We start from the raw sequence: 18,765 nt of genomic DNA on the forward strand, positions 1-18,765 counted from the left end.
GGAATCGGTGCCCGCTCGCGCGCGGACAGGCCGTGACGAACTCTACCCGGCCCGCCCCGCGTTGCCCTGAGGTCGGAGCGGGGACGGCACCGGCGCGGCCGGGTCGAGGCGCGCGCGCCACGACCGTTCGCGGCCCGCGCGCACGGCGCACACGACGAGCAGGAGCCACCCGATGTCGTGCAGCGCGTAGCTCTCGAAAACGGACTCGACGAGGATCGCGACGAGGACGAGCGGGAGCCACGCGTACACGACGGAGCGGCGGTCGGCCGCGGCGAGCCAGGCCCGCCCGAGCGCGAAGAGCCCGACGAGGAGGAACAGCAGCAGGCCCACCCACCCGAGCTGCAGGAGCACGTCGAAGTACGCGCTGAGCGCGGATCCGTGCGCGCCGCCGAGCTCGACGGCGAGGATGTTCGTGGGGAACGGCTCGCCCTGCCAGGATCCGAACAGTCCCCAACCGGTCACCGGCTTGTGGCGGACCCAGTCGATCAGTGCGTTCCAGAGGTCCGCGCGCGCGGCGAACCCCGACCGCGCCGCGAAGAAGCGGATGATCGCGTGCCGGAACCAGAAGGCGAGGGCGACGAGGACGAGCGCGCCGCCGGCCAGGGTCAGGTGGACGCGCGCGCGCCGCCCGCGCGGGGCGCGCCGCGCGAGGGCGAGCGCGAGCTCCGCGAGGACGAGCGTCGCTGAGAGGACGAAGGCGACGGGGGAGCCGGAGAGCACCGTCATGAGCCCCGCCAGCACGAGCGAGGCGACGGCGACGGGGCGGGCCACGGCGCGCGCCCGCCACTCGATCGCGAACGTGACGAGGGCGAGGACGGCGACGAACCCGAGGAGGTTGCGGGTAACGAACAGGCCCTGGATGGGGCCGCCGTAGGCGAGGTCCCCGGCGATCCCCAGGCGGCCCAGCGGCTGGTCGAGGAGGATCCCGAAGAGGACCTCGAGGGCGAGCGACAACGCCAGGAGGGCGCGGAAGACGTCGCCCGCGGCGCGCGCGATCTGCAGGGTGTCCCGCAGGTGCGCGATCGTCGCCCCGATGAGCGCCCACGCCGCGAGCGACAGCCACGCCGCGACGGCGCGCGCGTGCGCCCCGTCGATGGCCCACACGGCGCTCGCCGCGGCCCAGGCGAGGAAGGCGACGAGGCTTGTGGGCGCGAACCCGACGAGCGACAGCTCGTCGCGCCGGGCGAACAGCGCGGCGCCGCCGAGGACGGCGAGCCCCGTCACGATCGTGGCGAGCGTGACGGGCCCGTTGACGCGATCGATCGCCGCCGTGAGCAGCCCCGCCCCCAGCGCCGTGACCGTGTAGGCGCGGGCGAACGCCGCCGACCGCAGTGAGTCCGCGATCGCCGTCCGCGCAGCCCGGCGCATCGAGGTCATGAGGCGGGGGTGACCGCGGGCTGCGCGACGCGCGGAACGCCCCGGCGCGGGCGGCGGCGGCCGATGTCGGCGCCAGAGTCGGGGTGGGTGAGGACGGGGGAGACCTTCAGCTTCGCGACGAACATCACCACGACAAGCCAGCCCCAGAACATCACGGGGTTCGACTCGGTGAGGCCCTGCGCGAGGAGCGCCCAGATGAGGAGAATCGGCACGAGCGTCAGCGGGGAGTACGCGCGCTCGGCGTGCGCGTCCCACCGCGGACGGTCCACCGCGAAGAACCACGCGCGCCACAGGGCGGATCCGTACACCGCCGCGACGAGCAGGACGCCGAGGGTGCCGAGCTGCAGGAACGTGTCCAGCCACATGTTGTGCGCCTGGAACACCGTGATGTCGTGGTCGACGATCCACCCGGCGAACGCGGGGTGCCAGGGGACCCAGGGCGAGGAGAACCCGTTGCCCACGACGGGGTGGGCGGCCGCCCGTTCCCATACGGCGGACCAGATCGCGTCGCGGCCGGTGAGCCCGCCGTCGCGGCCGAGGGCGTCGAGGAGCGGCCCGCGCAGCGCCCACCCGGCGGCCGCGAGCGCGACGGCGAGCGCGGTGAAGCCGGCGTACACCCGGGTCCGGCCCCGCGCGGTGCGCTGGCGGCGCATGACGAGCGCGACGAGCAGCACGCCCGCGGCGACCGCGCCCGCCGCCAGCGCGGTCGCCGACCCGGCGCGCGCAAGCATCCACAGTGCGAGCGCGATCCACAGGCCGTGGAACACGAGGGTCTCGGCGGAGGCCCGGTTGAGGATCGCGAGCCGTAGGCGCGCACCGAAGACGATGAGCGCGACGAGGGCGAGCATGCCGATCAGGTTCGCGTTGCCGACGATGCCCTGGATGCGGTCGCCCACGAACCAGTCGTCGAAGAGGTTCCCCCGGACCCAGTACCAGTGCGGATCCGGCGTGCCCTCCGTCGCGAAGAAGTTCGGCAGGATGGGGTGACCGACGAAGAGCGCGACCCAGGCCTCGAAGGCCAGCGAGGCCCCGAGAACCCAGCGGAGCGCGACCTCGAGGGCGCGGATGATCTCGCCCCACGTGAGCATGTCCGCGAGGAACAGCGCCTGGAGCGTGAACGCCACCATGACGGCCCAGGTGCCGACCGTCGCGAGCGGCCAGGCCGACCACGCGGTGGACGCGAGCGCGAGGGCCACGTAGGCCAGCGCGACCCAGGGCAGGCGGCGCCACGGGTACGCGCGACGCCCGCGCCGGCGGGCGAGGTGCGGGATCCAGATGCCGAGCGTCCCCAGCACGCACGCGGCGATGAGGACCCCGGCGCCGACCGTGCCGAGCAGGTTGTACCACCAGGAGTACGCGAGGGCGGAGAACAGCACGAACGTCGCGTAGGCGCGCAGGGCGAGGTGCGCCGTCGACTCGCGCTGGGGCGCGCGCGGCGCGGGAGCGACGGGGTGCCGGGTGCGGTGCGCCATGCCCCTCAGACTACGCGGCTACGTGCGCGTGCCCGGCCCGCGCGGCCCTACTCTGGAGGCATGCTCGCGACACTGACCAACGCCCCGCGCGGATTCGACTGGGGCTCGCGATCGCTGATCGCGGATCTCGAGGGGCGCGCACACGCCGACGCGCCCGAGGCGGAGGTGTGGTTCGGCGATCACCCGTCCGACCCCGCCGACGTGCTCGACGGCACGGGCCGCACGCTCGAGGCGTGGATCCGCGACGAGCGCGTCGGCGGCGGCGCGCGGCTGCCGTACCTCCTCAAGCTCCTCGCGGCCTCGAAGGCCCTGTCCATCCAGGTGCACCCGACGAAGGCGCAGGCGGAGGCGGGCTACCGGCGGGAGAACGACGAGGCGCCCGCCGTGCGCAACTACGTCGATGACAACCACAAGCCCGAGATGATTGTGGCGTTGAGTGACCGGTTCGTCGCGCTGTGCGGTCTCCGGGAGCCCGCGGCGACCCGGCGCCTCCTCGCCGCTCTGGGGGAGGCGGCCGCTCCGCTCGTGGCGCGCGCGACCGACGCGGCCTCCCTGACCGACGCAGTCGGGTGGCTCCTCTCGGGCGAGGCGGACGAGGCCGTGACCGCGATCCTCGCGGCGCTCGGCGACGCCCGCTCGACGGAGTTCGCGACTGAGCTGTCGGTCGCGCGCGACAACGCCGCGGACTTCCCCGGGGACGCGGGCGTCGTCGTCGGCCTGCTCATGAATCTCGTCGTGCTGCGGCGCGGCGAGGGCCTTTTCCTCGGCGCGGGTCAGCTGCACTCCTACCAGTCGGGCCTCGGGGTCGAGATCATGGCCGCGAGCGACAACGTGCTGCGCGGGGGCCTCACGCCGAAGCACATCGACGTCGGCGAGCTCATGCGAATCATCGCCCCCGAGGCGGGCCCCGTGCCCGTCGTGCTGCCGCGCGCCTTCAACGGGGGGAGCCACGGCTTCGAGGAGTACCCCGCGCCGGTGCGCGACTTCCGCCTGCTGCGCGCGGAGGTCTCGTCCGAGCAGCCCGCGCGCGTCGCGGTGTCGGGTCCGGCCATCGCGCTGTGCGTCGCGGGATCCGTGACGGTGTGGGAGGGGGCAGACCAGGCCACGATTCCCGCGGGACGCGCGGTGATCATCGCGGGCGCGGGCGAGGTCAGCGTCGAGGGATCCGGCGAGGTTTTCCTGGCCGAGGAGGGCGCCTGAGGTCCGCCCGCGACACGCCGATATCCCTCACACCTTCAATCCGCGCATGAACCCTCTACGATCCGCGACTTGAAATTCGTGAATCACACGGGTGTAATTACCCAGGGAAGGTACCTGCATCAGGACTGACCGAGGGGGAGAGCACCATGACCGCACCGCTTAACCGTTCCGAGGCGCCGGCCGACTGGTTCGTCGACCCCGTCGAGCTCGGGGTCCCGGGCGTCCCGCGTCGCGGGGACGACGAGGGCGACGACGGCGCGCTGTCGTGGCAGTCGGAGGCGCTCTGCTCGCAGACGGATCCGGAGGCCTTCTTCCCGGAGAAGGGCGGCTCGACGCGCGACGCGAAGCGGATCTGCGACTCGTGCGACGTGCGCGCGCAGTGCCTCGAGTACGCGCTCGAGAACGACGAGCGGTTCGGCATCTGGGGCGGTCTCAGCGAGCGCGAGCGTCGCCGCCTCAAGCGCGCGCAGCAGGCCTCCTAGACTCGCCCGCGAGCCCGCGTGTCCCTGACGGCGTGACGCCGCGCGGCGCTTAGGCTTGCCGGGTCATGCCCGCCCCAGTTCACGTCGTCCTCATCGCGCGGTCGTCCCCCCACGCCGTGGCGGATTTCGAGCGCTCCCTCGCGGCGCTCCGCACACAGACCGTCCCGATCGCGGGGCTCACCGTCGTCGTCTGCGGCGACCCCGCGCCCCTGCGCCAGGCCGTCGACGCCTCGCGGGCGCAGGCTGCGGTCCAGGCGCCCGAGAGTATCCCCTTCGGCGGCGCGGTCGAGCTCGCCCTGGCGCGCGTGCCGGCCGGTCGCGCCGTGTGGCTGCTCGACGAGGGAACGCTCCCGGAGCCGGCCGCGCTCGCGGAGCTCACGGCCGCGCTCGAGCGGCAGCCGTCGGTCGCGCTCGCCGCCCCGAAGGTGGTCCGGGCCGCGAACCGCCGCGTGCTCGAGTCGTTCGGCGTGACGATGACCGCCTCGGGGCGCAGCGTCGAGCTCGCGCGGGGCGAGTACGACCAGGGCCAGCACGATCACGCGGACGACGTGCTCGGCGCCGACGTGCGCGGGATGCTCGTCCGCGAGGACGTTGTGGCGCAGCTCGTGCCGGACCGCGCGCTCCTCGGCGCAGATGAGGGTCTCGACATGGGCGTGCGCGCCCGTCTCGCGGGCCGGCGCGTCGCGCTCGCACCGCAGGCGCGGGTCCAGGTGGCGCCGACGACCCAGCTCGCGCTGACGCGGGCCTACGTCGCGCGCGTCGCGTACCTGCACCGGCGGATTGCGTACGCGCCCGTCGCGCTCGCGCCCGTACTGTGGATCCTGCTCTTTCCCCTCGCGCTGTGGAGCTCGGGCGTCGCGCTCTTCGCGAAGACGCCGGGGCGCGTGGCCCCCGAGTGGATGGCGGCGGCCACGGAGTTCGTGCGCGTCGGCGCGATCGTGCGCTCGCGCCGACGCATCGCCCAGGGGCGCACGGGGAGCTGGCGTCAGGTCGACCCGTTGCGCATTCCGCGCGGCGAGCTGCGCGAGCGCCAGCACGCCGCCGAGGACGCGCGGGTCGGCTCCCGGGCGCCCCTGCGCTTCTTCTCGGGCGGCGGCGCGTGGGCGGTGCTCGCGGCGCTCGCGGTGAGCGTGGCCGCGTTCGTGGCGCTGTTCACCTGGTCCGGGATCGGCGGGGGCGCGCTCCTCCCGCTCCGGCGCACGCTCGCGGGCCTATGGTCGGACGCGCTGTTCGGCCTCCGCGCGGAGGGTGTCTTCGACGTCGGGGCCGCGGATCCCTTCGGAGCGGTTGTCGCCCTCGTGGGGTCGCTGTGGCCCGCGGCGCCCTCGTTCGCGCTCGTCATCCTCTGGGTCGCGGCGCTCCCGCTCGCCGTGCTGGGCGGGTGGTTCGCGGCGACCCGCGTCGCGAACGGATCCGCCGCCCGGATCGGCTTCGCCGTGCTGTGGGGCGTCGCGCCGCCGTTCTGGGACGCCCTGATGTCGGGACGGCCCGCTGCCGTCCTGCTCCACCTGCTCCTCCCGTGGCTCGCCTTTGCGGTCGCCGCGGCGCACCGATCCTGGACGACCGCCGGCGCCGCCTCGCTCCTCCTGGTGGGGGTACTCGCCTGCGGGCCGTGGCTGTGGCCGCCCGTTCTCGTCGCCTGGGCCCTCGGGATCGTCGCGGCGGCCGTCTGGGCGAAGCACGCGGTCGGCCGCGTCATCTGGGTGATCGTGCCGTCGGCGGCGATGTTCGCCCCGCTCGTGGTCGAGCAGGTCCGCCGGGGTACGCCCTGGGCCATCTTGTCTGACCCGGGGATGGTGGAGCCCGCGGGCGACGCCGTCGGGGCGGGGGCCTGGGAGGGCCTTCTCGCGGGGTTCGGCGCGCCGGCCGACCTCGCCGAGACTCTCTCGCCGTGGTACCTCGTGCTCGCGGTCCCCGTCGTGGTGCTGGCCCTGGCGGCGCCCGCGACCCGGCGCACGCGTCTCGCGGTGAGCGCGCTCGCCGTCGCGGCGCTCGGCGCGGCATCCGCGCTCGTCGCCCCGACGGCCCTGCTGTCGTTCGCGAACGGCCAGGCCGTGCCCGTGTGGGCCGGGGCCGCCGCGAGCCTGGCCTGGCTCGGGCTCGTCGCGGCGAGCGCGATCACGATCGATCGGATGGGGACCATCGGCGTTCGCCCCGGACTCGTGGCCGCGGTCGCGGTGGCGCTCGCGGCCGTGGCGATCGTTCCGCAGGCGACCGCGCTGCACCGCGGCGCGGCGGCGATCCACGACGCGAGCGACACGACGCTGCCGGCGTACGTCGCCGCCGAGGCGCAGAACGATCGCGAGATCGGGACGCTGGCGCTCACGCCGCTCGCGGACGGATCCGCCGCCGCGACCGTGATCTGGGGCGCCAGCGAGACGCTCGGGGGGCGCTCGAGCGTTCAGGCGACGGCGCTGGAGGCGACGGACGAGGACGTCTGGCTGGCGTCCCTTGCCGCCGACATCGTCTCCGGCGGCGCGACCGCCGTGACGGAGCCGCTCGCCGAAGCCGGGATCTCGTTCGTGCTCCTGCGCGAGGAGCCCGGGGCGCAGAACGCCGACCAGCGGGTGATGGCGCTCACCGCGACCGCCTCCATGGACCAGCGCGCCGGCTTCGTGCGGGTCGGCGAGACGACGAGCGGCGTGCTGTGGCGGGTCGACGGCGACATCGCGGAGCGCGACGGGCTGACGGCCTCCGAGACCACCGCCGTATGGCTCGTCACCGCGCTGCAGGTCGCGCTCCTCGTCGCCGCGCTCCTCCTCGCCTTCCCGACGCGCGCGACCCGCCCCGCGGTGTCCGCCTCTCCCCGCATCATCGGCGAACGGCAGGAGGCCGACGCATGAGGATCCGCGTGAGTCCCGCGCGCCTGTCCGGCGTCGCGGCGGGCCTCGTCCTCGCCGTGGCGGTCGCCGCGGTCGCGGTCGCCCCCTGGCCGACGCTGACGGGCCGAGGCGGCGGCGAGGCCGCGGCGCCGCGCGTGGAGGTGGCGCCGGTCCCGGCCGAGATCGTCATGTCTTGCGACGGCGACATCGTCGCCCTCGGCCGCGATGCCGCCGACGCCGCCGGCGTCTCGTCCGCCGCCGGCACGACGCTGACGGCGGAGAACGCTCGCGGCGAGGAACCCGCCGTGGCGGACGCGCTGGAGTTCGAGGGCGTCGGCGACGCCCCGGTCGTCTCGCAGCGCCCGGACGGCGACGAGGCGGTATCGGTCGCCGGCGCCGTGTCCGCGTCGCTCGACGAGGAGGATCTCGGCGGGTACGCAATGTCGGCGTGCCGCACCGGCGCCTCCGAGGCTTGGCTCGTCGGCGGCGCGACCGCGACGGGGACGACCGGCATCATCACGCTCGCCAACTCCTCCGACGTGACGGCCACCGTGACGCTCGAGGTCTTCGGTGTCGACGGCGGATCCGTTCCCCCGGGCGGCGAGCTCGCGCTCCCCGCCCACACGACGCGCGCCGTCCCCGTGGCGAGCATCGCGGGCGGCGAGCAGGCGCCCGTGATTCGGGTGACCTCCGAGGGCGCCCCCGTGCGATCGGCGCTGCAGACGAGCATCATCGACACGCTCGAGCCGCGCGGCATCGACATCCAGGCGCCGACGACCCCGGCCACCTCGGCCGTGATCCCGGGCGTCGTGGTCACCGAGCAGGCGGCCGAGACACCGGGCGCGGAACCCCTCCTGCGCCTGCTCGGCACCTCGGGCGAGGCCCAGGAGGTCACGGTGGCGGTGATCGACGAGGAGACGGGCGAGACCGCGTCCTCGACCGCCGTCCCGATCGAGAACGCCGCGCCGATCGACGTAGCGCTCGACGAGCTCGAGCCCGGCCGCTACACCGTGCGCGTGGACGGCGCCGCGGCCGTCGTCGCCGCGGTCAAGGAGACCGGGACGCGCGACTTCGCGTGGCTCGCCGCGCCCGAGGTGGTCGAGGGCGAGACACTCGTCGCCGTGCCCGAGACGGAGAACGGCCGCGCGCGGCTCTCGGTGGCCGCGGCCGCCGACGGGCCCGCCCGGGTGCGGGTGGTGCGCCTGGGCGCGGACGAGGAGGAAGTCCTCGACGTCGCCGCGGGCGCCTCGGAGTCCCTCGTCCTGGACGCGGACGCGACCTATCGCGTGGTCGTCGAGGACGGCGCCGTCTTCGGCATGGTCTCCTCCGCCACGGACGAGGCGATGGGGGCGTTCCCGCTCGCGCCGGACGTGGCGACGCCGGAGCCGATCACCGTCGTCCCGTAGCGGGCCGAGCCGCGCGGCTCAGTGGTATGGATCCGCGCCGAGGTCGAACGGATCGCGCCCGAGGTACTCGGCCGCGGCGCGGAAGACGGCGCCCTCGACGAGCGCGCGGCGGTGAAACTCGTCGGCCTGCAGCAGCGGCACGCCGTGCGCCTTGGACAGGCGCTCGATCGCGACCCGGTAGAGCACGATGCGGCGCCGGGGGACGTCGACGCTCCAGCGCGGCACGGTCTCGTCGGACTCCGCGATCGGCATGCTCGCGATCTCGAACCGCACGTCGCGGAGGTCGCTCCACGTGCCGCGGAGGAAATCCGCCGTCGAGGTCACCGTCATCTCGAATCGGTCGAACCGCGAGCCGATCGCGGGGACGGGGGGTCGGGTGAGCGCGCTTCGCCCGACGCGGCCGTGCCGGCCGTGGCGCCCGGCCGCGGGGCGGGGCACCGCCTGATCATGCTCGGCGCGGCGCGCGCGGTCCCACCACTTCATCCCCTCAGCATAGGCTCGAGCGCGTGGGTGAGAGAATCTGTTCGAAGGTCGGCTGCGAGCGCGAGGCGCTCGCGACGATGACGTTCGACTACGCGGGCCGGATGGCGGCGCTCGGGCCGCTCGGCGCGGGGAACGATCCGCACGCGCACGACCTGTGCGCGCTGCACACCGACCGCCTGTCCGTGCCGCAGGGCTGGACCGTCCTCCGCCACGCGCTCTTTCGCGACGACGCCTAACTCTCGCCCTCAGCCGCCGGGCGCCAGCGCCCCGGCGCGCGCGTTCTCCGCGAGGAGCGCCTGGCGCTCGCGCGTCCGGCGCACGGCGGCGATCGCGGCGAGCGCCGCCTCGGGCGGCGCCGCGGGCGCGGGCGAGACGAACGGCGCGGCCTCCCGCACGAGATCGGCGGCGAGCCGCGCGCGCACGGCGGGGTGCATCCGGTGAGCGCCCGCGGCGAACCGCGCGATGCGCTGGTCGGTGCGGTCCGGTAGGCGCGCGACGTCGGCGACGCGGGCCCAGTCGGCGAGCGCCGGCGGCGCCTCGGGCGGCGCGGCCGGGAGCGGCGGCCGCCGGTCGCGCTCGCTGTGGGTGCCCGCGACGAGGTCGCCGAGGCGCTGCCCGCGCGGCGTGAAGGCCGCCACGACGAGCGCGAGGCCGCCGAACGTCAGATAGATCTCGAGGACCCCGACGAGGCCCCGCACGAAGGCGTGCCGGAATCCCACGGCGCCGCCATCGGCGCGCACGATCCGGCCCCCGACCGCGAGACGCCCCAGGCTGCGGCCCCGCGTGAGCGTCTCGACCGTGATCGGGATCCCGGCGAAACACACGACGTAAGCGATGATCGTCGCGATCTGGAGCGTCGCCTCGTCGAGCACGCCCCCCGCCGCGAGGCTCTGCAGGCCCCACCCGACGATGAGGAGGACCAGGCCCCACCCGACGACCGCGTCGATCAGGCCGCCGGCGATGCGCAGGCCGAGCCCGAGCGGCTGCAGGTCGAGGGCGACCGCCTCGCCGGTGAGCACCTCGTCGTCGTGGACCGCGAAGGCGTCGGTCGATCCGGTGGGATGGGCGGTCGGCGACATGCGTACAGTAAATCAGGTGAACATCGATGCGCTGATCGACGTCCGTCGCGCCGAGTGGGACCGCCTCGACGCGCTCGCGCGCCGGCGCCGCCTCACCGGCGCCGAGACCGACGAGCTCGTGCGGCTCTACCGCTCCGCGTCGGCCGACCTCGCGACGATCAAGACCGCCCTCGGCCGATCGACCGCCGGCGATCACCTCTCCAGCACGCTCTCCCGCGCCCGCCTGCGCCTGACGGGGGCGCCGGAGAACCCCTGGCGGCAGGTGCCGCGGTTCTTCGCCCGGCAGCTGCCGGCCGCGCTGTTCCGGCTGCGCTGGCTCACGCTCGCGATCGCGGCGGCGTTCGTGGCGATCGCGGCCCTCGTCGCGTGGTGGCTGCAACAGGATCCGCAGACGATGGCCGCGCTCGGGGACGAGGCCCAGCTGCGGCAGTACGCCGACGAGGACTTCGTGGGCTACTACAGCGAGCACGCCGAGGGCGTGTTCGCGGGGCTCGTCTGGACCAACAACGCGTGGATCGCCGCGCAGTGCGTGATGTTCGGGGTGACGGGGTTCTGGCCGGCGTGGATGCTGCTGCAGAACGCCGTCGGGATCGGGACCTCCGCCGCGGTGATGACGTGGTTCGGGCACGGGCCGGAGTTCTTCGCGTTCATCCTGCCGCACGGCCTCCTCGAGATGACCGCCATCTTCGTCGCGGGCGCCGCGGGCTTCAGGATCTTCTGGGCGTGGGTGAGCCCGGGGCGCGCGTCGCGCGGATCCGCCCTCGCTGCGGAGGGGCGAGCCCTCGCGACGGTCGTCGTGGGTCTCGTTCTCGCGCTCGCCCTGTCGGGCGTCGTGGAGGGCTTTGTGACGCGCCAGGACTGGCCGCCCGCGGTGAAGATCGGGATCGGCGCGGCGGCGCTCGGCGTCTTCCTCGCGTACATGCTCGGCCTCGGCGGGCGCGCGGCGCGCGCGGGGGAGACGGGCGACGTGACGGAGTACGAGGCGGGCACGCCCCGGCTCGTCGCGGGCTGATCCCGACGTCGGGCTACGCGGCGTCGCAGGCCGCGCACACGGCGCGGTAGGTCACGCTCGCCTCGAGCAGGCGCATGCCGTGATCGTGGGACGGGTGCAGGCACGGCGCCTCGCCCACGGCGCACGCGACGTCCTCCACGCGGCCGCACACGACGCACTGCATGTGGTGGTGGTTGTCATTGGCCGCGATCTCGTACAGCGCGCACGCGGCGCCGGGCAGGCTCACCCGCTGCGCGATGCCCGCGTTGGTGAGGTCGTTGACGATGCCGTGCACGGTCTGGACCGCGATCCCCGGGATGCGCGCGTGCACCGCCACGTGGAGCTCGTCGACCGGGGCGTGCGGGCGACCGGCGAGCGCCTCCAGCACGGCGCGGCGCTGCATCGTGACGCGCAGGCCCGCGCCGCGGAGCAGGTCCGCGGCGTCGGGCATCGGGTCGGAGGTCACTCTCGCGATCCTACCGTGTTCTGAATGATTCCGATGAGCGGGGGCGGGCGCCCGCCCCCGCGTCCGTCATTCGCCGAGCGCCGCGCGGATCCCGTCGACGATCCGCGGGTCGACCTGGCCCCAGTAGGCGAGGAAGCGCTCGCGGATCGCCTCGACCGTGAGCGCCCGGTACTGGCCGGCCAGCGTGTCGTGGAAGCGCGATCGGGCGGCGTCCGAGAAGACCTCGCTGTAGAGGGTCCCGGCCTGCCCGAAGTCGTCGTCCTCGCTGTGCAGCGTGTACGCGCTGCGCACGAGCTCGCCGTCCGACTCCCAGGACGCCTCGACCGCACGGGCGGGGTCGGCGCGCGGCCCGTCGAACGAGTTCGGCGCGTAGACCGGGGTCCCGGCGGGGTTCGCGTGATAACGCATCGCGCCCTCGTGCTGGTAGGTGAACACGGGCGCCGCGTGCGGCTGGTTCACCGGCAGCTGGCTGAAGTTCGCGCCGATGCGGTGGCGGTGCGCGTCGTTGTACGCGAACACGCGCGCCATGAGCATCTTGTCCGGCGAGATTCCCGTGCCCGGAACCTGGTTCCCCGGCGAGAACGCGGCCTGCTCGATGTCCGCGAAGAAGTTCTGCGGGTTCCTGTCGAGCGTGAACTCGCCGACGCGGATCCGCGGGTAGTCCCGGAACGGCCACACCTTCGTCATGTCGAACGGGTTGAAGCGATAGGTTTTCGCGTCCTCGTACGGCATCACCTGCACGAACACGTCCCACGTCGGGTAGTCGCCGCGCTCGATCGCCTCGAACAGGTCGCGCCGGTAGTGGTCGGCGTCGGCCCCGGCCATCTTCTCGGCCTCGTCGGCGGTCATGAGCTCGACGCCCTGGCGCGAGACGAAGTGGTACTGGATCCAGAAGCGTTCGCCGTCGGCCGCGACCCACTGGTAGGTGTGTGACCCGTAGCCGTTGAGGTGGCGCCAGGATCGCGACAGGCCCCGGTCGCCCATGAGGTAGGTCACCTGGTGCGCGGACTCGGGGGACAGCGTCCAGAAGTCCCACTGCATGTCGGCGTCGCGCAGCCCCGCGGCGCCCGTGCGCTTCTGGGAGTGGATGAAGTCGGGGAACTTCATCGCGTCCCGGATGAAGAAGATGGGCGTGTTATTGCCCACGATGTCGAGGTTGCCGTCGGACGTGTAGAACCGGAGCGCGAACCCGCGCACGTCGCGCCACGTGTCCGGCGAGCCCTGTTCGCCGGCGACCGAGGAGAAGCGGAGGAGGACCTCCGACTCCGCGCCGGGCTGGAAGACCGCCGCCCTGGTGTACCGGGAGACGTCCTCGGTGACGCGGAAGGTGCCGAAGGCGCCGCCGCCCTTCGCGTGCGGATTGCGCTCGGGCACGCGTTCGCGGTTGAACGATGCCAGCTTCTCCACGAGGTAGCGGTCGTGGAGCGCGGTGACCCCGTCCGCGCCCGTCGTGAGGGAGTGCTCGTCGCTCGTGACGGGCGTTCCGGTCTGCGTCGTCGTGAAGTCGATTTCGGCCACGGCGGATCCTTTCCTCGGGGAGGCGTCCGCGACCACTGGCGGACGCGTCGCCAGCATGCCCCCGATCGCCGCCGGGCGCAAGGAGCTACAGCCGCCCGGCGCGCTTCAGGGCGAGGTAGCGGTCGGCGATCCGCGGGGGGAGGGCCTCGGGCCCGTCGGCGAGCGCCTCCGCGCCCGCCCGGGAGATCGCAGAGGCGACCCGCTCGGCCTCGCGCAGAGCGGCCTCGGCGGCGGCGGCGCGGAATACCTCCGTCATGCTCCCCGCCGACCGCGCGGCTCCGGTCAGGTCCGTGTCGGTGACGGTGCCCACGAGGACCGCGGTCCCGCCGCGGGCGAGGCCCGGGAGTCGCGCGAGGAACGCGCGCGAGCTCGTCACGTCGTCCTGCGCCGTCAGGAGGACGACGAGGCTGGGGCGCCGGGCCATCCGGCGCGCCTCGGCGAGCGCCGCGTCCCAGTCCGTGTCGATGAGCCGCGGGTCGACGCCGGCGAGCGCGTCCGCGATCGCGGGGAGCAGGTCGGCGCCCGACGCGCCCGAGACCCGCGCGCGGGCCTCGCGGTCGAAGGCGAGGAGGTGCACGTGATCGCCCGCGCGGTCGGCGAGCGCCGCCACGAGCATCGCCGCCTCGAACGTCGCGTCGAGACGCGTGCCGTCCTCGACGCGGGTGGCCGACGTCCGCCCCGTGTCGATCACGATCGTCACGTGCCGATCGCGCTCGGGGCGCCAGGCCCGCACAACCGTCTCGCGCGACCGCGCCGTCGCGCGCCAGTCGATCGAGCGCACGTCGTCGCCCGGAACGTACGCGCGCAGCGAGTCGAACTCGGTGCCGCGCCCCCGCACGAGGAGAGAGGTGGATCCGTCGAGCTCGCGGAGGCGCGCGACGCGGCTGGCGAGGTGCCGCCTCGCCCGGAACGGGGGGAGCACGCGGATCCGCGCCTCCGACGGGATGCTCGCCTGTCGCCCGGCCACCCCGAGCGGTCCGAGCGTGCGCACGGTGACGAACGCGCTCACGATCTCGCCCCGCCGCCGGGGGAGCAGGGGCACCTCGAGGGTCCGCGACTCGTGCGGCGGGATGCGTGCGCTCAGGCGCTCCGCCGGCGCGCCGGCGGTCGGCTGCCACGCGTCGCGGGCGCGGAGCGACACCGTGCGCCCGCCCGCGTTGACGAACCGGATCCGCGTGCGGACGGATTCGCCCAGCCGCGCGCGTGCCGGCGCGTCCCGGCCGATCCGCAGGCCATCGGTGCGCGGCGCCGCGAGCGCGTCGATCGCCGCGACCGCGACGCACACCACCGCCCACGCGCCGAGGATCGCCCAGGCGCGCGGCGCCGTGGCGCCGAGCGCGACGAGCGGCACGGCGCCTGCGGCGACGAGCATCGGGAATCGGCCGGTGACGAACACGCCGCTAGCGGGGGACCGGGGTCTGGGCCAGCGCCGATCGCAGCACGGCGTCGACGGAGACGCCCTCGATCTCGGCGTCGGGACGCAGCTGGATCCGGTGGCGCCACACCGGCACGACCATCGCCTGGACGTGGTCCGGGGTGATCGCCGGGTAGCCGCCGAGCCAGGCCCACGCCTTCGCCGCGGCCAGGAGGGCCGTGGCCGCGCGCGGGCTGGCGCCGAGCTCCACCGACGGCGCGTCCCGCGTGGCCCGCGCGAGGTCGACGATGTAGGCCAGCACGTCGGCCGTCGCGGACACGGCGTCTACGGCGGACTGCGCCGCGAGGATGTCGGCGGGCGCGAGGGCCGGCTCGATCGCCTCGAGGTGGCGGGGCGAAAAACCCTCGGCGTGGCGGCGAAGGACGCCGATCTCGGTGTCGCGGTCCGGCACGGAGATCGTCAGCTTCAGGAGGAAGCGGTCCAGCTGCGCCTCGGGGAGCGAGTACGTGCCCTCGTGCTCGACGGGGTTCTGCGTCGCCGCGACGAGGAACGGCTCGGGCAGGGCCCGCGTGACCCCGTCGCTCGAGACCTGGCGCTCCTCCATCGCCTCCAGGAGCGCCGACTGCGTCTTGGGCGGGGTCCGGTTGATCTCGTCGGCGAGGAGCACGTTGGTGAACACGGGGCCGGGCCGGAAGGTGAACTCGCCCGCCGTGGCGTCGTAGACGAGCGAGCCGGACACGTCTCCGGGCATGAGGTCGGGCGTGAACTGCACGCGCGCCGTGTCGAGCCCGAGCGCGCGGGCGAAGCTGCGCACGAGGAGCGTCTTCGCGACGCCGGGCACGCCCTCGACGAGCGCGTGCCCGCGCGCGAGCAGGGCGATGAGGAGCCCGCTTACGGCGCCGTCCTGGCCCACCACGGCCTTGGCGACCTCGCCGCGCACGCGCGCGACGGCCTCGCGGAGGTGGTCGGCGTCGGGGCCGGGCGTCTGGGCGGATTCGGTCATGTCGTGGGTCCTTCCCCCGGATCGTGTCGTGAGACGGCGCGTTCGAGCGCGCGCAGGTCGTGGGCGAATTGGTGGAGCGCCGCCTCGTCGCGAGGGAGGTCGGCGAGAAGCACCTCGGCGGCGGCCGGGTCGGAGCGACCGCTGGCGACGATTGCCTGGACGACGCCCGGCGCGGAAAGATCGGGAGCGACGGCCAGGCGACGGCGGATCCGCGCGAGGGCGCCGGCCCGCAGCGCCGCGCCCGCGTGGTCGGCCTCTCCCGCCGCCCGATAGAGCCGGGCGCGCCCCTCGAGCGTCTCGGACTGGCGGACCGTGACGGGGAGCCGCTCGGCCACGAGCGGCCCGAATCGGCGCCCGCGCCAGAGCGCCGCGGCGACGACCACGAGGACGCCGAGGGTGATCGCGGGCGTGACCCACGCGGGCGTGAGATCCCCCAGGCCGGGCGCCGCGCCGGTCGCCCCGGCGTCGCTCGGCGAGGGGACGTACCAGACGACCTCGCCCGTGCCGCCGATGAGGCCGAGCGCGAGCGCCGCGTTGCCCTCGTCGGCGAGCGCCTCGTTGGCGAGGACCGCGCGGCCGTCGAGCGCGGCGACCCAGGACCCCGAGCCCAGCTCGGCGCGGACGAGGCCGTACCCCTCGTCGACGGGGTAGCACGCGGTGACGCCGCGCGTCGCGCCCGTCGCGTACGCGGCGCCGACCGTGGCCGCGCCCGCGTTCGATGCGACCGGGAGGTCGCACGCGGGGGCCACCGGTGAGCCGTCTCCGCGGCCGCCATATCCGATGTCGGGGAAGAACGCGCCGAGCGCGACGGTGTCGGCATCGAGCAGCACCGTCCCCGCGGCGTCATCCGCGAGGGCGCGGAGCACGTCGACGTCGACCATCCGCGCGTCCGTGACGACCAATGTGGAGTCCGGCGTGAGCGCCGCGCGCGCCTCGTCGAGGTCGTGCGCCGGGGTGACCCGCGCGCCGCGGCCATCCAGGAGCTGGACGACGGCGCGCGCGCCGTCGTACCGCGGGCTGTCGGGCGCGAGGGGTTCCGGCGCCGTCCATTCGCGCTCGAGCGCGGCGCCGATGCCGGCCGCGGCCAGCACGAAGACCGCGATCGCGGCCCAGGCCGCGATCGCTCGCGCCCGGCGTCGCGGGCGCGGGGACGGGGCCGCCTGCGCGGGCAGGACGCTCACGCGAACGCCTCGTCGGGGGCCCGGTCGGGCCGCGCGGCCTGGATCCGGGCGTCGAGCTCCGCGATCCGGTCCGCCTGCGCGCGCGTGCCCGCGCGGCGGAGGTAGCGCACGTCGTCGAACGCATCTGTGGCGGCCTGGAGCTCCGCCCGTTCGCGCACGAAAAAGGCCTGCGCGCGCGGGCAGAACGCCTGCGCCGTCTCCCCGCGGCGCTCCTCGACGAGGCCGCGTTCGGCGAGGGAGCGCGCGAGCGCGCGGTACCCGGCGAGGACCGCGGCGTCGAAGTCTCCGCGCGAGGCCGCCGCGGCGGCCTCGCGGCGGAGCTGGGTCGCGGGGCGCGCGTCGCCGTCGAACAGCGCGGCGGGCCGCGGCGCCTGGCTCCCGCGTTCGCCCCGCGGTCGACCCCAGATCCAGAAGGCGACGAGCACCGCGACCGCGACGAGCACGACCGCGAGGATGGTCCACAAGGGGCTCCACCCCGTGCCCGCGACGTTCGGCGAGAACAGCGACTGCAGAAACTCGCCGATCGCCTGCGCCACGCGATCGAAGAGCGTCGGCTCGGCCTCTCGATAGACGGGATCCGCCAGCTCCTGCTCCGCCCACTCCCGCGCGTCGTCGCGATCGACGAGCGCGGCCGCGCCCCGGATCACGTGGGCGGCGCGGGGGGCGCCCACGTTCCCGGGCCGGATTGCGGCGCCGGCCGGGGAGGGAGGGGCTCCGGGTACGCGCTCGGTGCGGGCGTGGGCGTGCGGGCGGCGACGGGGGAGGGCGCCGCGTACATGGGCGCGCCGCCCGCGGGATCCGCCGCGGCCCGGTCCCGCTCGACGGTGTACGGGTCGCCCGACGCGCCGCCGGATTCGACGTATCGCTGCATGCGCAGGTCGATCCCCTCGTCGCGCATGCGCGCGTCGAGGTAGGTCAAGGCGCCGCCGGCCGACAGCACGATCGTGAGGACGGCCGAGACGACGAACGAGAACAGTGACACCAGGAAGCTGACCCCGAGGGATCCGGCGATCGCCGCGGCGGAGGGTTCGCCGCCCGCTCCCGCCGCGAACGGGATGAAGAGCCCGATGACGATCTGCGAGACGAGTGACCCCAGCCCCGAGACCACGCCCGCGGCGGTGTTCGTGATGACCGCCAGGATCGCGACGACGCCGAACGTGGCCCAGAACCGTCCACGCGTGAGGGCCCAGGAACGGCGGATCCCGGCGATGGGTCCCGCGCCCTCGAGCACGATCGCGGAGGGAACGAGGAACAGCTTGGTGCCGAGCCAGGCGTACACGACGAATCCGCCGAGGATCGCGGCGAGGATCACGAACACGAACGCGACCCATGCAGGCGGCGTATTCACGAGCGCCAGCGCGACGGCGGGGACCGCCAGGAGCGCGAGCGCGAGCGTCGTGGCGAGGGCGACGAGGAGCGAATAGCCGAACAGTCGCCAGAACGCGGGCCCGACCCGTCGCCAGAGGCGGGAGAGCGGCGCCCGCTCGCCGAGCGCCGCGTGCGCGACCTCCGCGACCACAACGCCCTGGGCGAGGATGGTCACCGCGGCGAGCGCGAACGCCATCACGAGGCTCGCGATGAGCACGATCGCGGTGGCGCCCCACATCAGCTGCTCGAACTCGGGCGATGTCGGGGACACGGTGTCGGCCCGGGAAAAGGCGGCGAAGGAGATCCCGCCGATGGCGGCGAGGAACAGCACCATCGCGAGGGTCTGCACCCCGACGACGAAGAGCAGTAGCACCTTCGGGTTGCCCTTGAGGACCCGGAACGATGCGCCGAGGATCGTTCCGAACCCGTAGGGATACAGCGGCACGAGGCCCGGTCGCGGCGCGGGCGTCCAGCCCGGCGTCGATGGATATGTCACGTGAATCCTCCCCGCACCTATCGTTCCACACGCCCTCGGCCCGTGC

The 18,765-nt window shown here is 74.8% G+C and carries 17 protein-coding genes; 6 read left to right on the top strand and 11 right to left on the bottom strand.

The annotated features are described in order from the left end of the window. Window positions 1-42: 42 nt before the first annotated feature. Complete coding sequence (locus GJQ66_RS00625; protein ID WP_230379185.1) at window positions 43-1,377, bottom strand: O-antigen ligase family protein; 1,335 nt, start codon at window positions 1,375-1,377, stop codon at window positions 43-45. Then, window positions 1,374-2,849 carry an O-antigen ligase gene (locus GJQ66_RS00630; protein WP_155047442.1) on the bottom strand — a complete coding sequence of 492 codons (1,476 nt, stop codon included), beginning with the start codon at window positions 2,847-2,849 and terminating at the stop codon, window positions 1,374-1,376. Before GJQ66_RS00630 ends, GJQ66_RS00625 begins: the two co-directional genes overlap by 4 nt. Window positions 2,850-2,909: 60 nt before the next feature. Here GJQ66_RS00630 and manA point away from each other — a divergent pair, with 60 nt between their 5' ends. The 4 genes from manA to GJQ66_RS00650 all read left to right on the top strand — a co-directional run bounded on the left by manA (window position 2,910) and on the right by GJQ66_RS00650 (window position 8,759). Beyond that, on the top strand, window positions 2,910-4,049 hold the full coding sequence (manA, locus tag GJQ66_RS00635; RefSeq protein ID WP_155047443.1) for a mannose-6-phosphate isomerase, class I: 1,140 nt from the start codon (window positions 2,910-2,912) through the stop codon (window positions 4,047-4,049). 146 nt (window positions 4,050-4,195) lie between these two features. Continuing rightward, complete coding sequence (locus GJQ66_RS00640) at window positions 4,196-4,531, top strand: WhiB family transcriptional regulator (RefSeq protein WP_155047444.1); 336 nt, start codon at window positions 4,196-4,198, stop codon at window positions 4,529-4,531. A gap of 65 nt (window positions 4,532-4,596) precedes the next feature. Continuing rightward, window positions 4,597-7,374: a glycosyltransferase gene (locus GJQ66_RS00645; protein WP_155047445.1), complete on the top strand. Its 2,778-nt coding sequence runs from the start codon at window positions 4,597-4,599 to the stop codon at window positions 7,372-7,374. Between the two features lie 8 nt (window positions 7,375-7,382). Beyond that, window positions 7,383-8,759, top strand: coding sequence for a DUF5719 family protein (locus GJQ66_RS00650; RefSeq protein WP_155047446.1), 1,377 nt, complete (start codon window positions 7,383-7,385; stop codon window positions 8,757-8,759). An 18-nt stretch (window positions 8,760-8,777) separates the two neighbouring features. Here GJQ66_RS00650 and GJQ66_RS00655 read toward each other — a convergent pair whose 3' ends face one another. Beyond that, window positions 8,778-9,242: a hypothetical protein gene (locus tag GJQ66_RS00655; protein WP_306461789.1), complete on the bottom strand. Its 465-nt coding sequence runs from the start codon at window positions 9,240-9,242 to the stop codon at window positions 8,778-8,780. Window positions 9,243-9,265: 23 nt separating this feature from the next. On the opposite strand from GJQ66_RS00655, the gene GJQ66_RS00660 reads away from it, so the two are divergent. Further along, entirely contained in the window at window positions 9,266-9,478 is a 213-nt protein-coding gene (locus tag GJQ66_RS00660; protein ID WP_368732486.1) for a DUF3499 family protein, read from the top strand. Between the two features lie 9 nt (window positions 9,479-9,487). Here GJQ66_RS00660 and GJQ66_RS00665 read toward each other — a convergent pair whose 3' ends face one another. Continuing rightward, window positions 9,488-10,321 carry an RDD family protein gene (locus GJQ66_RS00665; protein ID WP_155047447.1) on the bottom strand — a complete coding sequence of 278 codons (834 nt, stop codon included), beginning with the start codon at window positions 10,319-10,321 and terminating at the stop codon, window positions 9,488-9,490. Window positions 10,322-10,337: 16 nt separating this feature from the next. On the opposite strand from GJQ66_RS00665, the gene GJQ66_RS00670 reads away from it, so the two are divergent. After that, a complete protein-coding gene (locus GJQ66_RS00670; protein WP_368732487.1) occupies window positions 10,338-11,333 on the top strand; it encodes a stage II sporulation protein M in 996 nt (331 codons plus the stop codon). 13 nt (window positions 11,334-11,346) lie between these two features. Here the strand turns inward: GJQ66_RS00670 and GJQ66_RS00675 are convergent, their stop codons facing one another. From GJQ66_RS00675 to GJQ66_RS00705, 7 genes are all read right to left on the bottom strand, one after another. After that, entirely contained in the window at window positions 11,347-11,778 is a 432-nt protein-coding gene (locus GJQ66_RS00675; RefSeq protein WP_368732488.1) for a Fur family transcriptional regulator, read from the bottom strand. Between the two features lie 66 nt (window positions 11,779-11,844). Then, on the bottom strand, window positions 11,845-13,296 hold the full coding sequence (locus tag GJQ66_RS00680; RefSeq protein WP_368732489.1) for a catalase: 1,452 nt from the start codon (window positions 13,294-13,296) through the stop codon (window positions 11,845-11,847). A gap of 85 nt (window positions 13,297-13,381) precedes the next feature. Next, window positions 13,382-14,692, bottom strand: a complete 1,311-nt coding sequence (locus GJQ66_RS00685; RefSeq protein WP_368732490.1) for a DUF58 domain-containing protein — start codon at window positions 14,690-14,692, stop codon at window positions 13,382-13,384. A 4-nt stretch (window positions 14,693-14,696) separates the two neighbouring features. Further along, window positions 14,697-15,674, bottom strand: coding sequence for a MoxR family ATPase (locus GJQ66_RS00690; RefSeq protein ID WP_155047450.1), 978 nt, complete (start codon window positions 15,672-15,674; stop codon window positions 14,697-14,699). Further along, window positions 15,671-16,855, bottom strand: a complete 1,185-nt coding sequence (locus GJQ66_RS00695) for a DUF4350 domain-containing protein (protein ID WP_155047451.1) — start codon at window positions 16,853-16,855, stop codon at window positions 15,671-15,673. The genes GJQ66_RS00690 and GJQ66_RS00695 overlap by 4 nt, the downstream gene beginning before the upstream one ends. After that, complete coding sequence (locus GJQ66_RS00700) at window positions 16,852-17,526, bottom strand: DUF4129 domain-containing protein (protein WP_155047452.1); 675 nt, start codon at window positions 17,524-17,526, stop codon at window positions 16,852-16,854. Before GJQ66_RS00700 ends, GJQ66_RS00695 begins: the two co-directional genes overlap by 4 nt. Continuing rightward, window positions 17,499-18,719, bottom strand: a complete 1,221-nt coding sequence (locus tag GJQ66_RS00705; protein WP_155047453.1) for a hypothetical protein — start codon at window positions 18,717-18,719, stop codon at window positions 17,499-17,501. Before GJQ66_RS00705 ends, GJQ66_RS00700 begins: the two co-directional genes overlap by 28 nt. Between the last annotated feature and the right edge of the window lie 46 nt (window positions 18,720-18,765).

Source organism: Microbacterium sp. ZXX196 (assembly GCF_009709595.1).
Taxonomy (GTDB): Bacteria; Actinomycetota; Actinomycetes; order Actinomycetales; family Microbacteriaceae; genus Microbacterium; species Microbacterium excoecariae.

Bases quoted from the DNA above. Each gene is read 5' to 3' on its own strand.
- GJQ66_RS00625 (WP_230379185.1), bottom strand. From the start codon at position 1,377: ATGACCTCGATGCGCCGGGCTGCGCGGACGGCGATCGCGGACTCACTG.
- GJQ66_RS00630 (WP_155047442.1), bottom strand. From the start codon at position 2,849: ATGGCGCACCGCACCCGGCACCCCGTCGCTCCCGCGCCGCGCGCGCCC.
- manA (WP_155047443.1), top strand. From the start codon at position 2,910: ATGCTCGCGACACTGACCAACGCCCCGCGCGGATTCGACTGGGGCTCG.
- GJQ66_RS00640 (WP_155047444.1), top strand. From the start codon at position 4,196: ATGACCGCACCGCTTAACCGTTCCGAGGCGCCGGCCGACTGGTTCGTC.
- GJQ66_RS00645 (WP_155047445.1), top strand. From the start codon at position 4,597: ATGCCCGCCCCAGTTCACGTCGTCCTCATCGCGCGGTCGTCCCCCCAC.
- GJQ66_RS00655 (WP_306461789.1), bottom strand. From the start codon at position 9,242: ATGAAGTGGTGGGACCGCGCGCGCCGCGCCGAGCATGATCAGGCGGTG.
- GJQ66_RS00665 (WP_155047447.1), bottom strand. From the start codon at position 10,321: ATGTCGCCGACCGCCCATCCCACCGGATCGACCGACGCCTTCGCGGTC.
- GJQ66_RS00690 (WP_155047450.1), bottom strand. From the start codon at position 15,674: ATGACCGAATCCGCCCAGACGCCCGGCCCCGACGCCGACCACCTCCGC.